General features: G+C 55.1%; 13 protein-coding genes and 1 tRNA gene. 6 read left to right on the top strand and 8 right to left on the bottom strand.

Translation table 11 applies throughout. The annotated features are described in order from the left end of the window. Nucleotides 1-106: 106 nt before the first annotated feature. Nucleotides 107-745 carry a replication initiation protein gene (locus ACIQYF_RS18170; RefSeq protein ID WP_402864587.1) on the top strand — a complete coding sequence of 213 codons (639 nt, stop codon included), beginning with the start codon at nt 107-109 and terminating at the stop codon, nt 743-745. Nucleotides 746-1675: 930 nt separating this feature from the next. Continuing rightward, a complete protein-coding gene (locus ACIQYF_RS18165; RefSeq protein WP_402864585.1) occupies nt 1676-2053 on the top strand; it encodes a hypothetical protein in 378 nt (125 codons plus the stop codon). Nucleotides 2054-2541: 488 nt separating this feature from the next. Here ACIQYF_RS18165 and ACIQYF_RS18160 read toward each other — a convergent pair. From ACIQYF_RS18160 to dapA, 5 genes are all read right to left on the bottom strand, one after another. Next, nucleotides 2542-2631 (bottom strand) — tRNA-Ser (locus ACIQYF_RS18160). A gap of 92 nt (nt 2632-2723) precedes the next feature. After that, on the bottom strand, nt 2724-3437 hold the full coding sequence (gene purC, locus ACIQYF_RS18155; protein ID WP_322239205.1) for a phosphoribosylaminoimidazolesuccinocarboxamide synthase: 714 nt from the start codon (nt 3435-3437) through the stop codon (nt 2724-2726). 28 nt (nt 3438-3465) lie between these two features. Then, a complete protein-coding gene (locus tag ACIQYF_RS18150) occupies nt 3466-4224 on the bottom strand; it encodes an MBL fold metallo-hydrolase (RefSeq protein ID WP_322239203.1) in 759 nt (252 codons plus the stop codon). Between the two features lie 4 nt (nt 4225-4228). After that, the gene (bamC, locus tag ACIQYF_RS18145) at nt 4229-5344 is read right to left on the bottom strand and encodes an outer membrane protein assembly factor BamC (protein ID WP_402864582.1); all 1116 of its coding nucleotides are present in this window, start codon (nt 5342-5344) and stop codon (nt 4229-4231) included. 17 nt (nt 5345-5361) lie between these two features. Further along, on the bottom strand, nt 5362-6240 hold the full coding sequence (gene dapA, locus ACIQYF_RS18140) for a 4-hydroxy-tetrahydrodipicolinate synthase (RefSeq protein WP_402864580.1): 879 nt from the start codon (nt 6238-6240) through the stop codon (nt 5362-5364). Nucleotides 6241-6567: 327 nt separating this feature from the next. Here dapA and ACIQYF_RS18135 point away from each other — a divergent pair, with 327 nt between their 5' ends. After that, nucleotides 6568-7128: a glycine cleavage system protein R gene (locus ACIQYF_RS18135; protein WP_322239197.1), complete on the top strand. Its 561-nt coding sequence runs from the start codon at nt 6568-6570 to the stop codon at nt 7126-7128. Between the two features lie 13 nt (nt 7129-7141). Beyond that, complete coding sequence (locus tag ACIQYF_RS18130) at nt 7142-7615, top strand: peroxiredoxin (RefSeq protein ID WP_402864577.1); 474 nt, start codon at nt 7142-7144, stop codon at nt 7613-7615. Between the two features lie 77 nt (nt 7616-7692). Here ACIQYF_RS18130 and queF read toward each other — a convergent pair whose 3' ends face one another. Next, nucleotides 7693-8523 carry an NADPH-dependent 7-cyano-7-deazaguanine reductase QueF gene (gene queF / locus ACIQYF_RS18125; protein WP_402864575.1) on the bottom strand — a complete coding sequence of 277 codons (831 nt, stop codon included), beginning with the start codon at nt 8521-8523 and terminating at the stop codon, nt 7693-7695. 69 nt (nt 8524-8592) lie between these two features. Next, nucleotides 8593-9129 (bottom strand): plastocyanin/azurin family copper-binding protein, encoded by a 537-nt coding sequence (locus ACIQYF_RS18120; RefSeq protein ID WP_402864573.1) that lies wholly within the window; start codon nt 9127-9129, stop codon nt 8593-8595. A gap of 153 nt (nt 9130-9282) precedes the next feature. On the opposite strand from ACIQYF_RS18120, the gene ACIQYF_RS18115 reads away from it, so the two are divergent. Both ACIQYF_RS18115 and ACIQYF_RS18110 read left to right on the top strand, forming a co-directional pair. Then, nucleotides 9283-9963: a heavy metal response regulator transcription factor gene (locus tag ACIQYF_RS18115; protein WP_402864571.1), complete on the top strand. Its 681-nt coding sequence runs from the start codon at nt 9283-9285 to the stop codon at nt 9961-9963. After that, entirely contained in the window at nt 9963-11318 is a 1356-nt protein-coding gene (locus ACIQYF_RS18110) for a heavy metal sensor histidine kinase (RefSeq protein ID WP_402864569.1), read from the top strand. Before ACIQYF_RS18115 ends, ACIQYF_RS18110 begins: the two co-directional genes overlap by 1 nt. Before the next feature lie 86 nt (nt 11319-11404). On the opposite strand, the gene ACIQYF_RS18105 is transcribed toward ACIQYF_RS18110, so the two are convergent. Next, on the bottom strand, nt 11405-12649 hold the full coding sequence (locus ACIQYF_RS18105; protein WP_402864567.1) for a lipoprotein-releasing ABC transporter permease subunit: 1245 nt from the start codon (nt 12647-12649) through the stop codon (nt 11405-11407). Nucleotides 12650-12677 lie beyond the last annotated feature (28 nt).

Below are 12677 nucleotides of genomic sequence, written 5' to 3'. Positions count from 1 at the left end.
ACGCATCATGGCGGATGGGCTCCAGAAAGAAATCGGGAGCACAGCATCCGGGATCACGCGGCGGCTTTGAATGTGGGGTTCATGGAGCGGTTACGTCCGAACCGCTATGGACGGCAAAACCGCCCCTTTACGCTACGCTGCAGCCGTTGAGGCTGGCTTGCGTAGTCGCCTTGGAGCAGACAGAGGCTACAGCGGCCTGATCTGTAAGAACCCCATAAATCCCCACTGGATAGTGACCCAATGGCAGGCCGATCCATACACCTTGGACTATTTGGCTGACTACGTTGATTTAACGCCTGAAAAGGCCAAACAGAAGCCCGTAGAGGATTACGGCTTGGGTCGCAATTGTATGCTTTTCGATGAGTTAAGGGCATGGGCATACAAAGCCATCCGCCAAGGCTGGCCCGACTACAACCAATGGCTAAACGCTTGCCTAGACCGTGCCACAGGCTACAACGTCAATTTCTCCACACCCTTGGACATATCCGAGGTTAAACACACCGCCAAGAGCGTAGCCAAGTGGACGCATAGAAACTTTAACCGTGGAACCTTTGACGATTATGTCGCCAGAACCCACACAAGCAAAATTCAAGCAATCCGAGGCAAGAAAGGCGGAAAAGCAAAAGGTAAAACCAAGAGAGAACGAGGCATTATCTTGCTTGAAGCCGGGGCGTCTATTCAGCAAGTCATGAAGGAGTTAAATGTAAGCAGAGCGACAGCATACAACTGGAGAGTGACTCCGTAACATTATAATCTGTCTAAATAGCCTATATCAGATAATAGCACCCGGTGAGGGTGTTTCTTCTTCCTTTCCCGCCACCCCCTCCCTTTCCTCCCCGCATCCCCCACATATACATACACCGCACCACCGATAGTGATATAACGCACGGAATTGGTCAAAATCGGCCTTCTTCCACTCCGCTGATACAACGACACCAAGCCACACCACTACACGCCTAAAATAGCCAAATGCGTTACACCTCACAGCATTATGGTTAGTATAAAAAGCCTATATCAGATAATAGCATCCGACAGCGTTAACCACTCAACCCAATACTTCCTTAGTTTCGGAGATATATCCCCCAACCTATATGTATGTATACATACATATCAAATTTCTCTCCTGATGAAAATTTCATACCTTTCAAAACTCATCAAAATGGGTGAATATCACTCACTGGGCTGATGAGCCTAAATATCCCAAAAGCGATTTGGGGCAGTAACCAAAAATCGACTTATTCCAAAAATTATTTTCTCGAAAAAACCGCCGTGAAAATTTAACGTTTTTATCGAATTTTTTAGATATTTAATTTTTCCAACCATTGAATTATGGCTTACTTACAGCAAAATATCTTGTCAATAGCAAAATGAAAATAAATATAACATCCAACCTTAATCATCAAATAAGGTTCAACCCTACTTAAATCACTTAGTGGACTTTTGCCACGAAGCAGATAAAAAAATGACACTGCAAAAACTCAAAAATCGCTCTCAAATGAATTTCACAAAAAGAAGTAGGGTGTCGATCACGTTAAAAATTGAAAAAATTAGAATATCCAATTTCCTACAACGTATATCCCCGAAGTAATGTTATAAGTTAGGAGATATATCCCCGAAGCATTGACATATCAAAAACCTATGGTAATTGTATTGTAATAACATAGGAGTTCTAAATATGAACAAGATGGAATATGCAGGAAAAATTGGCGGCATGGTTGGTGGTTTTAAAAGACGTGAGCGTCAAAATTTTTTAATTATGTTCGTAAAAATAATAGAAATGGATGAGCTTGAGATACGAATGACCTCAACCCTTGCCAAAAAGCTAATAGCAGCGTTTTCAGGCTGCAAATCAATATCCAACGATGTTCTAATTAAGGAGTTTGCAAGAAGCGGGAACAGCGTAAAACAACAAAACCTTGATATGATTGTCCATTCATTAGTAAAACGATGGCAAGATTACTATAATGAACAGTGGAAAGAGGCGAAAATAAAAATAGACATTGAAGCAGACGAATATAAAAAACGCATAATCGAAGAAATGCGACCACAATAAAACTCAAAACATGTAAAGCGTGACTTTACACACTTATATCCTCAAAGCTAATACTACGCTTCACGGACATATACCCTACTCCCATAGAGTAGGAATCGCCCCATTTCGTTCCACTTAAATTAAACAGCCATAGGTTCAAAGATATATCCCCGAACCTTATTTATCACACACCCTCGACAACTGCCTGCGACCGGTTTTCGTTTCGTAATCCGGCCACCAACGGCACGGGTACAAGTCCTCGCACCTTTGGCGACCTCGATCAAAAACCAAGCCGGGGAAGGCTCAGGAACCCACCAGAGGCACCAGAACATTAGCGGATAAGCAAAGGTAGCCCCAAAGGCCAAAGACGCTCAGGAAGAGCCATAGGAAGGGCAAACGACAGACGAAAAAAATGGCGATCTGCAGGTCAGGTTTTGCTACAAAACCTTGCTACAAATCACCATTTTTACAACCTCGTAAATCATTGATTTATAAGGCTTTTTTCAATATGGCGGAGAGATAGGGATTCGAACCCTAGGTACTGTCGCCAGTACAACGGATTTCGAATCCGTCCCATTCGGCCACTCTGGCATCTCTCCAACGGCGCGCATCATAACAACGCTTTCTGATTCAGGCAAAGCCTTTTTTCAAAAAAGTCGCGTGCTATCAGTTGCTTGCGCGCGTTTGTCGCTTAAAGCGGGACGCCGAGGCGGTTTGCAACTTCTTCGTAGGCTTCGATAACGTCGCCCAGACCCTGGCGGAAGCGGTCTTTGTCCATTTTCTTGCCGGTGGCTTTGTCCCACAGGCGGCAGCCATCCGGGCTGAATTCGTCGCCCAAGACGATGCTGCCGTCGTGGAATACGCCGAACTCAAGTTTGAAGTCGACCAGCAGCAAGCCCGCGTCGTCGAACAGTTTGTTCAAGACGTCATTGACCTTGAGCGACAGTTCTTTCATGCGGACCAGTTGCTCGGCCGTGCCCCAGCCGAACGCCACAACGTGGGATTCGTTGATGAACGGGTCGCCCTTGGCGTCGTCTTTCAGGAACAGTTCGAAGGTGTAAGGGTTGAGCTTCATGCCCTCTTCAACACCCAGACGCTTGACCAGGCTGCCTGCGGCGTAGTTACGCACGACGCATTCAACCGGGATCATGTCGAGTTTTTTAACCAGGCATTCGTTGTCGCCCAGCAGTTTGTCGAATTGAGTCGGCACGCCGGCTGCTTCGAGTTTCTGCATGATGAAGGCATTGAACTTGTTGTTCACCATGCCTTTGCGATCGAGCTGCTCGATGCGCTTGCCATCAAACGCTGAGGTGTCGTTGCGAAACAACAGGATCAAGCGGTTTTCGTCGTCGGTCTTGTAAACCGATTTCGCTTTACCGCGATAGAGTTCTTCACGTTTTTCCATGATGGGCTCCGCATGCTAAGTAGGTGGGCTAGGCGATTGTGCGCCAGTCGAGCCCTGAATCTTGATCCGCCAGTTGCAGCCAGTCCGGGTCGCACCCAAGGGTGTCGACAAAACATTGCCGGGCCAGCTGCGGCAGGTTGTTCTTGCTACTGAGGTGGGCCAGCACCAGGTGTTGCAGGTCTTTCCAGCCCAACTCGGCCACCAGGTTTGCGGCCTGGTGGTTGTTCAAATGTCCTTCCTGACCACCGACTCGCTGCTTGAGAAAGTAGGGGTAGTGACCACGAGCCAACAGATCGCGGCAGTGGTTAGCCTCGATCATCAGTGCATCGAGGTCGCGATAGCTGTGCAGTACTCCCGCGCAATAGGAGCCCAGGTCGGTCAGCAAGCCAAAGCGCCGCTGTCCATCGCTGAACACATACTGGGTGGGTTCTTGGGCATCATGCGCAACACGGGTCACGCTGATACTCAAGGCGCCGATCTGCAACGTCTCACCGTCTGCCACGAAACCGGCCGGCTCCAGTGGTTTGCGCATCCCGCGCTGCGTGCCACGGCTCATATACACCGGCAAATTGTAGCGCCGAGACAGCAAACCCACGCCATGCACGTGATCGGCATGTTCGTGGGTTACCAGAATCGCGCTCAGTTGGTGCGGGCTTACGCCTAACCGAACCAGGCGGCGCTCGGTTTCTCGCAACGAGAAACCGCAATCGACCAATACATAGGTGCTGTCGCTGCTTACCAGCGTGCCATTCCCTTGGCTACCACTGCCGAGAACGGCAAAACGCATAAAGTTAGCCCAGGTTGTCTTGAATCACGCCCAACACTTTGCGCGCCACTTCTGGCGGTGCAACTTTATTGATGTTTTCTTCGACAGTCACTTGCACGCTGTCACCGACCTTGCTCAGGCGAACCTGATAGCGCTGGGCCCGGGCTTCAACTTCTTGCTTGTCCGGTTTGCCACCAAAGAGGCTGGACAAGAAACCTGGTTTCTCGTCCTTCTTCTCGGCTTTTTCCGCCAGGTTGATGTAGTACAGACCCAAGGTACGGTTGATGTCTTCAACCCGCCATTCGCCTTGCTCAAGCGCACGACCGACGCTGGACCAGGCACGGTCGAGGTCTTCGGTCAGGCTCAATACCGGGTTACCGCTGCCGTCTTCGTTCAGGCTGACACGTGCCGGGGTATCGAAGTCACGGGCTGCCAGCAACGACACCGAACCGCCCTTCTCGGCGCTGCGGCTCATGCTGATGAGCATTTCGTCGACCAGACCAGCATCCAGACCCGTGTTGACCGAGCTCTGGGTGAAATCGACATTGGCCGTGCTACCGGCTGGGCGGTTGGCACTCACCACGTAGATTTCACTGGTGTTGCGCTGTACGCCCGGCTCAATGCGAACGCGCAGGCGCGTTTCGCTGTCTGGCGCCAGTCCGCTGCTCGCTACGTGACGGGCCATCGGCGCCGACAGTTCGTCAGCGCGCTGCCAGGCAGTGGTGAACTCGCCGGTCTGCGGACGCTGCTCGTCAATGCGAAAGCCGTTGTCCTGGAAGAATTGCATCGCCACCGGCCAGACTTCAGACGGTACGTGCTGCGCCATCACCCAACGGCTGTCGCCGGTTTTTTGCAGGGTGTAGTCGCTGGCACTGGCAATCGCTGCCAATGGCTGCGGGCGTGGCACAACAAACTCGCCCTTGGCGGTGTCATCAGCCACGTTGCTTGGAATAGGCAGCAGCGGCACAAGGCGTTTGTCAGTCTGCACACCTTCCGGCAACTTCATCGGCGCGGTTTGTTGCGCCTCTAGATAGTCGCTGCCACGGTCCCGAAAATACCCATCAGGACCCCACAGCCAACCGCAGCCGCTGGTGCTCGAAATAATCACGGCTAGTGCCGAAAGTCCGGCCAATCGCTTCATGCGTAATGCTTCCTCAATTAAACCAGGACGCCGGACTGGCGCATGGCCTGCCGCAGCGGTTCGTGACAGGCTTCGCTGAGCCAGGTGAGCGGCAGACGGATACCGTCCGGCATCAAGCCCATCTCATGCAGCGCCCATTTCACGGGGATTGGGTTGGATTCGATAAACAGGGTTTTATTGAGCGGCATCAGCTTTTCATGAATGGCCCGAGCAGTCGCAGCATCGCCACGCATCGCGGCAGCACACAGGTCGCTCATGTCACGCGGGGCAACGTTAGCGGTCACCGAGATGTTGCCCTTGCCGCCGAGCAGGATCAGCTCAACCGCAGTGGCGTCATCGCCGGAATACACCAAAAAGTCGCTGCTCACGCCGGCCAGAATGGCCGGTACACGGGTCAGGTCGCCAGTGGCTTCCTTGATGCCGATGATGTTTTTCACGGTCGACAGACGCACAACCGTCTCAGGCAGCATGTCGCAGGCCGTACGGCCCGGCACGTTGTAGAGGATCTGTGGGATGTCGACCGCTTCAGCGATGGCCTTGAAGTGCTGATACAAGCCTTCCTGGGTCGGCTTGTTGTAATAAGGCGTGACCAGCAGGCAAGCATCTGCGCCAGCGTCCTTCGCATTTTTGGTCAGTTCGATCGCTTCACGCGTCGAGTTGGCGCCTGTACCGGCAATCACCGGAATACGCCCCGCCACCTGTTTGACAACGTGACGAATCACTTCGATGTGTTCGTTCACATCCAGAGTTGCTGATTCACCTGTAGTGCCAACGGCAACAATGGCGTTGGTGCCCTCTTGCAGGTGAAAGTCCACCAGTTTGCTCAGAGCGTCCCAATCAAGACGACCTTGTGCATCCATAGGTGTGACCAGTGCCACCATACTGCCCGCAATCATGCAACCGCTCCTGCCGGAAAAAGAGAGCCGTAATGGTACTGGCGCCATGACCCTTGCACAAGCAACAGCGCGCCTCTTGAGCATTCCCCTTCGCGCTGCTTTTCGCTACCCTTCATCCTTTGATTGGTACTGATGTGTGCGAACGTCTGTTTTACAGGCCTTAATGTCAGCATTTCATGCCCTGCCCCGACACCGCCGAACGCGTTTTGTCTTTTTTGCAAAACGCCTGTGGCGCAGGGCTGACGGGCCTATGCTGCTTGCCAGACGCCTGTTTACGCCCCGCACTCCATCACACGTACTGACCGCTCATCGTTTTAGGAAGGCTGCATGTCCACCCCCACAGTCCGCGAACAATTCCTTGTCATCAGTGCCCTTGGCGCCAACCCAATGGAGCTGACTAACGTCCTGTGCCGCGCCAGCCATGAAAATCGCTGCGCTGTTGTGACCTCTCGTCTGACTCGCCACGGCGAATGCAGCGCGCTGGTCCTGGAAATCACCGGCAGCTGGGACGCCCTGGCCCGCCTCGAAGCCGGCCTGCCCTCCCTCGCCAAAAAGCACGCCTTTAGCGTTAATGTGGTGCGCAGCGCCGCCCTCGAAACCCGCCCGCAGGCACTGCCCTACGTGGCTTATGTGAGTTCGGCCTACCGCTCGGACATCATCAACGAGCTGTGCCAGTTCTTCATGGACCACAACGTTGAACTCGAAAACCTGACTTGCGATACGTATCAGGCACCGCAAACCGGCGGCACGATGCTCAACGCTACGTTCACCGTCACCCTGCCCGCTGGCGTGCAAATCAGCTGGCTGCGCGATCAGTTCCTGGATTTCGCCGACGCCTTAAACCTCGACGCGCTGATCGAACCCTGGCGCCCACAGAACCCGATGTAAGGAAGCCCCACTCATGGCCGTTGCAATTGACCAACCCGTAAGCGACTTCCAAATCCCGGCCACTGGCGAGCAAACCGTCAGTTTGTCGGGGCTCAAAGGCAAGCAAGTGGTGATTTATTTCTATCCCAAGGACAACACCCCGGGATGCACCACCGAAGGCCAGGGCTTTCGTGACCATTACGCCGAATTTCAGGCGGCCAATACCGAAGTGTTTGGCGTGTCACGCGACAGCCTTAAATCCCATGAGAACTTCAAGGCCAAGCAGGGATTTGCGTTTGAGTTGCTAAGCGACAAGGACGAAGCCCTGTGCCAGCTGTTTGACGTGATCAAGCTGAAAAAGCTCTACGGCAAGGAATACCTGGGCGTAGATCGCAGCACCTTCCTGATCGACAAGGACGGCGTGCTGCGTCACGAATGGCGCGGCGTGAAAGTGCCGGGGCATGTTGAGGCGGTGCTGGAACAGGCCCAAAAGCTGAATAACGCCTGATACTTCTGTAGGTGCGAGTTCGCCTCGCGATCTTTTAAAAGATCAAAAGATCGCGAAGCAAGCTCGCTCCTGCAGTTTTACTGACGCACCAACCGCACGTTCTGGATTTCAACCGCTTCTGTACTGCGGTACGGATTGATATCCAGCCCACCACGGCGCACGTAGCGCGCATACACGGTCAATTTCTCGGGTTTGAGCAAGCGTTGCAGATCGAGAAAAATCCGTTCGACACATTGTTCATGAAAGTCTGAATGCTGGCGAAAGCTCACCAGATACGCCAGCAAACTGGCGTGATCCAGCGCCGCACCACGGTACTCGACCACAACCGTGCCCCAGTCAGGTTGGCTGGTGACCGGGCAGTTGGACTTGAGCAAATGGCTGTGCAGGCTCTCTTCAACGACGCGCGAGTCATCACACGTCAACAGTTCCGGACGCGGCTGCTCGTAATCGCTGACGGTAATATCCAGATCATCAATGCACACACCTGGCAAAACACCCACGCCATCTGCCTGAACTTCGTTCAAGCTGCGCACGCGAACGCTCACAGGCTTACCGGAGGCAGCTGACAAGTCGGACTGCAACGTCGCTTCCAGGCTTTGCTTGTCAGCAAAAACGGTCTGGTTGAGCGAATTCAGGTACAGCTTGAAGGACTTGGACTCAACGATATTCGGCGAATCGGCAGCAAAGCAGAACTCGCCAATGGCGACCACCGGCTTGCCTGATGGCAACAACCACGAAAGTTCGAAGCAATTCCAGAAGTCGACCCCGACGTAAGGCAGCGTTTCGGCGCTCAGTCCAAGCTCTGCCCATTTCGCTGCACGCGGGATCGGGAACAGCAAGGATGGGGTGTAGGTGCTGATGTATTCACTGGACTTGCCCAGCGGCGAATGTTCGGCTGCGGGATGCATGACAAAAACCTGGCTATAAAAACCCGGCAATTCTACAGGCTTTCAGGCCCCGCAGACGATCAGGCCGATTTAAGGCACAACTTTCAGCTGCCCCACCATGCCGGCCTGGTAATGCCCCGGCACATTGCAGGCAAACTCCAGGCTGTCGGTCTTGGTAAAGGTCCAGGTCAGCTCAGCGGTTTTCCCCGGCTCAACCAGCACACTGTTAGGGTCGTCGTGCTTCATACCCGGCATATCCATGGCGCCGTGCCCCATCGCCGAATGGTCCATGCCCGCGTGATTCATGCCGGTCGGTGTCAACATCCCGCTCTGCTGCATCTCCAGCATTTCTTTTTGATGCGCGGCGTGCAAGGCGGCATTGCCCAGATTGAACTCGTGCAGCAGTTGACCTTTGTTCACCAGCACAAAACGCACGGTTTCGCCCGCTTTCACGTCCAGCGATTTGGGAGTGAACGCAATATCGGTCATAACAACCTCAACCGTGCGCGTGGCGCTGGCCGCCGGCGCTGGCTGACCAAAATCAAAATGCTCCCCCGGCGAAGCCATGACCGGCAAGCTCAGCACCAGCAAACAACCTGCGAGAGACAAACGCTTACGGACCGTCATACTTACCTCCAGAAACTTAAAGTCATTCTTTCAACTAACTTAAAGCCCCGCGACTGGCATTCAACTGACTGCAAGATTACAACTTTGTCAGCTTGACCCGACACATACCCCTCCAATGTATAAGGCTGAGGTTATTTTTGTGATGAGCCCTCCATGAAGCTGCTGATTGTCGAAGACCAGGCCAAGACCGGCCAGTACCTGCGCCAAGGCTTGAGCGAAGCCGGCTTTACCACTGAACTGGCCGCCGACGGCGTTACCGGGCAGCACCTGGCACTGACTGGCGATTACTCGCTGTTGATACTTGACGTGATGCTGCCGGGCCGCGATGGCTGGCAAATCCTGCAAGCGGTGCGCAGCGCGGGGCTGGACTTACCTGTACTGTTTTTAACCGCGCGCGATGCCGTCGAAGACCGCGTGCATGGCCTAGAGCTGGGGGCCGATGATTATCTGGTCAAACCGTTCGCCTTTTCAGAGCTGCTCGCACGGGTGCGCAGCCTGTTGCGCCGTGGCAGCAGCACCCCACAAGAAACCAGCCTGCAATTGGCCGACTTGCGCCTGGACCTGCTTCGCCGCCGCGTCGAACGCAATGGCCAACGCATCGACCTCACCGCCAAAGAATTCGCCCTGCTGGAATTGCTGCTGCGCCGCCAGGGCGAAGTGCTGCCCAAGTCCTTGATTGCCTCGCAAGTGTGGGACATGAATTTTGACAGTGACACCAACGTGATCGAAGTAGCGATTCGCCGCCTGCGCCTGAAAATTGATGACAACCACGCGCACAAGCTGATTCACACCGTGCGTGGCATGGGCTATGTGCTCGAAGAGCGCGACCACTGATGCGCCGCCTGTCATTGAGCACCCGCCTGGCACTGCTGTTTGCGGGCTGCACCGCGGTTGTTTCGCTGTTTGCCGGGGTGTTGTTCGGACGGGCCAGCGAAGTGCACTTCGTGGAACTCGACCAACAACTGATGGAAAGCCGGCTCGCGGTCTTGCGCAGCACGCTGCACGGCGCCGACACCCTGGATACCTTCACTCAACGCCTGCCCACCCTGCTGCAAGACCTCAATCATCAGCCCGATCTCGCCGTGCGGGTTCGCGGGCCGGACGGACACCTGTGGTTTGACAGTTCGACGCGCTTGCCAAAAGTGCTGCCAACGCAGCCGGGGCTTGGCAGCTTGCAAATCGACGGCACCGAATACCGCGTGCTCAACCCACGGTCCAACAGCCCAGACACACCGCAATTGACCTTGCTGCTCGACATCACCCACCATCAACATTTCCTGCAACGCATGCAGCGGCTGATCTGGATGACGGTTGGCCTCTCAGCGCTGGCCACCGCCATTCTCGGTGCGTGGGCTGCCCGCAGCGGCTTGCGCCCTTTACGCCGCATGAGCGCGATTGCCGCAAGTGTTTCGGCAGACTCGCTCAACGCGCGCTTGCCCCACGCACAGATGCCACCCGAACTCGCGGAACTGGCCAATGCGTTTAACGCCATGCTGGAACGGCTGGACGACTCGTTTCAGCGATTGTCGGCGTTCTCCGCCGATATCGCGCATGAACTGCGCACGCCGCTGTCGAACGTCCTTACCCATACCCAGGTCACCCTGACCCGACCGCGCGACATCGAAGCCTACAAAGAGGCGCTGCACAGCAACCTCGAAGAGCTGCAATGGATGGCGCAATTGGTCAACGACATGCTGTATCTGGCCAAGGCCGACCATGGCTTGCTCACACCGCGCCGCGAGCCGTTGGACCTGGCCCATGAACTGGAATCGCTGCTGGAGTTTTACACGCTGTCAGCCGAAGACTCGCAGATTGCACTGACCTGCGAAGGCAATGCCCGCATCGCCGCAGACCGCAGCATGCTGCGTCGTGCCCTCTCCAACCTGCTGGATAACGCACTGCGCTACACACCGGCTGGCGGCACGATAACAGTACTGATAAGCGAAGCCGCGGCCAGGGTGCGCATCAGCATTGAAAACACGGGCACCGGGATTGCTCCCGAGTGGCTGCCACGCTTGTTTGACCGGTTTTATCGGGCCGACCCGGCACGCAGCGAAGGCAGTAGCGAGCATGCGGGATTAGGATTGGCCATCACCCAATCGATCATTCGCGCCCATGGCGGGCAGATTCGGTGCGAGTCGCAGGAAGGAGTGACGCGGTTTGTGATTGAATTGCCCTGCAATACCTGACACACCCGTTGCAGGAACGAGCTTGATCGCAATCTTAAGATCAAAAGATCGCGAGCACGCTCGCTCCTGCAATAGGCCAATCGACGTCAGGAATAACGCAGCGCGTGCGCAGGTTCGATCTTGGCTGCACGGTACGCCGGGTACAACGTGGCCAGAAAACTCAGCAAGAACCCCGCGCCGCAGATCAAGGCCACGTCGCCGCCTTGCAGCTCTGATGGCAGGTTGCTCACAAAGTACACATCAGAGCTGAATATGTGCTGCCCGGACACACGCTCCATCCAGCCCACCAGCTCGCTGACATTCAACGCCGCAATTACGCCCAGCACGCCGCCAATCAAGGTGCCGACAATGCCGATCACCGTGCCCTGCACCATGAAAATCGCCATGATCTGGCGCGGTGTCGCGCCGATGGTGCGCAAGATCGCGATGTCCGCGCCCTTGTCGTTCACCACCATGATCAAGGTGGCGATGATGTTGAACGCCGCCACGGCGACGATCATCAGCAACAACAGGCCAATCATGGTTTTTTCCATTTTCATGGCGCTGAACAAACTGCCCTGGGTGTGGGTCCAGTCGTCAGGCTTGTAGTCCGCCCCCAAACTCGCCGCGATTTGCTGCGAGACCTGCGGCGCGGCGTACAGGTCTTTGACCGCCAGGCGTACGCTTTGCACCTGATTCGGCTGCCAATGCTGGATAGCCGCAGCATCTGCCATATGTACCAGGCCCATCGAACCATCCAGTTCAGCCCCGACCTTGAAGATGCCCACCACGTTCAATCGCTGCAAACGCGGGGTAATCCCGCCCGGCGCGGTGCTGGCTTCCGGCACGATCAAGGTGATTTTGTCGCCCACGCTCAAGCGAAAACGTCGCGCGGTGATGTCACCGAGCACAACCCCGAACTCGCCGGGTTTCAGGTCTTCAAGTTTGCCCTGCACGATGTGCTGGGTGACGATCGACACCCGGCCTTCCAATGCCGGGTCAACACCACTGATCTGGATCGGCTGCATGGCCCCCTTGTAGGACAACATGCCGTCCATCTCGGTAAACGGCACGGCGGCCGTCACTTCAGGGTTTTTCATCGCGGCTTCGGCCACCGGGCGCCAATCATCAATCGGCTTGACGCCCACGATGGTCGCGTGCGGCACCATGCCGAGGATGCGGTTACTCATTTCACGCTGGAAACCGTTCATCACCGACAACACCACGATCATCGCCAGCACGCCCAGGGCGAGGCCAATCATCGAAGTCATGGAGATAAACGAAACAAAACGATTGCGGCGCTTGGCGCGGGTATAGCGCGTGCCGATAAAAATCGATAACGGTCTGAACATTCGCGGGCACCGTATAAAAATAAAAGAC

This window comes from Pseudomonas sp. NPDC096917, from assembly GCF_044762555.1.
Classification (GTDB): Bacteria; Pseudomonadota; Gammaproteobacteria; order Pseudomonadales; family Pseudomonadaceae; genus Aquipseudomonas.
This window is presented reverse-complemented; position numbering and strand designations above follow the sequence as displayed.

What these genes read in the sequence shown, in the direction of transcription:
- ACIQYF_RS18170 (WP_402864587.1), top strand. Translation starts at nt 107, where the DNA reads ATGGACGGCAAAACCGCCCCTTTACGCTACGCTGCAGCCGTTGAGGCT.
- ACIQYF_RS18165 (WP_402864585.1), top strand. Translation starts at nt 1,676, where the DNA reads ATGAACAAGATGGAATATGCAGGAAAAATTGGCGGCATGGTTGGTGGT.
- purC (WP_322239205.1), bottom strand. Translation starts at nt 3,437, where the DNA reads ATGGAAAAACGTGAAGAACTCTATCGCGGTAAAGCGAAATCGGTTTAC.
- ACIQYF_RS18150 (WP_322239203.1), bottom strand. Translation starts at nt 4,224, where the DNA reads ATGCGTTTTGCCGTTCTCGGCAGTGGTAGCCAAGGGAATGGCACGCTG.
- bamC (WP_402864582.1), bottom strand. Translation starts at nt 5,344, where the DNA reads ATGAAGCGATTGGCCGGACTTTCGGCACTAGCCGTGATTATTTCGAGC.
- dapA (WP_402864580.1), bottom strand. Translation starts at nt 6,240, where the DNA reads ATGATTGCGGGCAGTATGGTGGCACTGGTCACACCTATGGATGCACAA.
- ACIQYF_RS18135 (WP_322239197.1), top strand. Translation starts at nt 6,568, where the DNA reads ATGTCCACCCCCACAGTCCGCGAACAATTCCTTGTCATCAGTGCCCTT.
- ACIQYF_RS18130 (WP_402864577.1), top strand. Translation starts at nt 7,142, where the DNA reads ATGGCCGTTGCAATTGACCAACCCGTAAGCGACTTCCAAATCCCGGCC.
- queF (WP_402864575.1), bottom strand. Translation starts at nt 8,523, where the DNA reads ATGCATCCCGCAGCCGAACATTCGCCGCTGGGCAAGTCCAGTGAATAC.
- ACIQYF_RS18120 (WP_402864573.1), bottom strand. Translation starts at nt 9,129, where the DNA reads ATGACGGTCCGTAAGCGTTTGTCTCTCGCAGGTTGTTTGCTGGTGCTG.
- ACIQYF_RS18115 (WP_402864571.1), top strand. Translation starts at nt 9,283, where the DNA reads ATGAAGCTGCTGATTGTCGAAGACCAGGCCAAGACCGGCCAGTACCTG.
- ACIQYF_RS18110 (WP_402864569.1), top strand. Translation starts at nt 9,963, where the DNA reads ATGCGCCGCCTGTCATTGAGCACCCGCCTGGCACTGCTGTTTGCGGGC.
- ACIQYF_RS18105 (WP_402864567.1), bottom strand. Translation starts at nt 12,649, where the DNA reads ATGTTCAGACCGTTATCGATTTTTATCGGCACGCGCTATACCCGCGCC.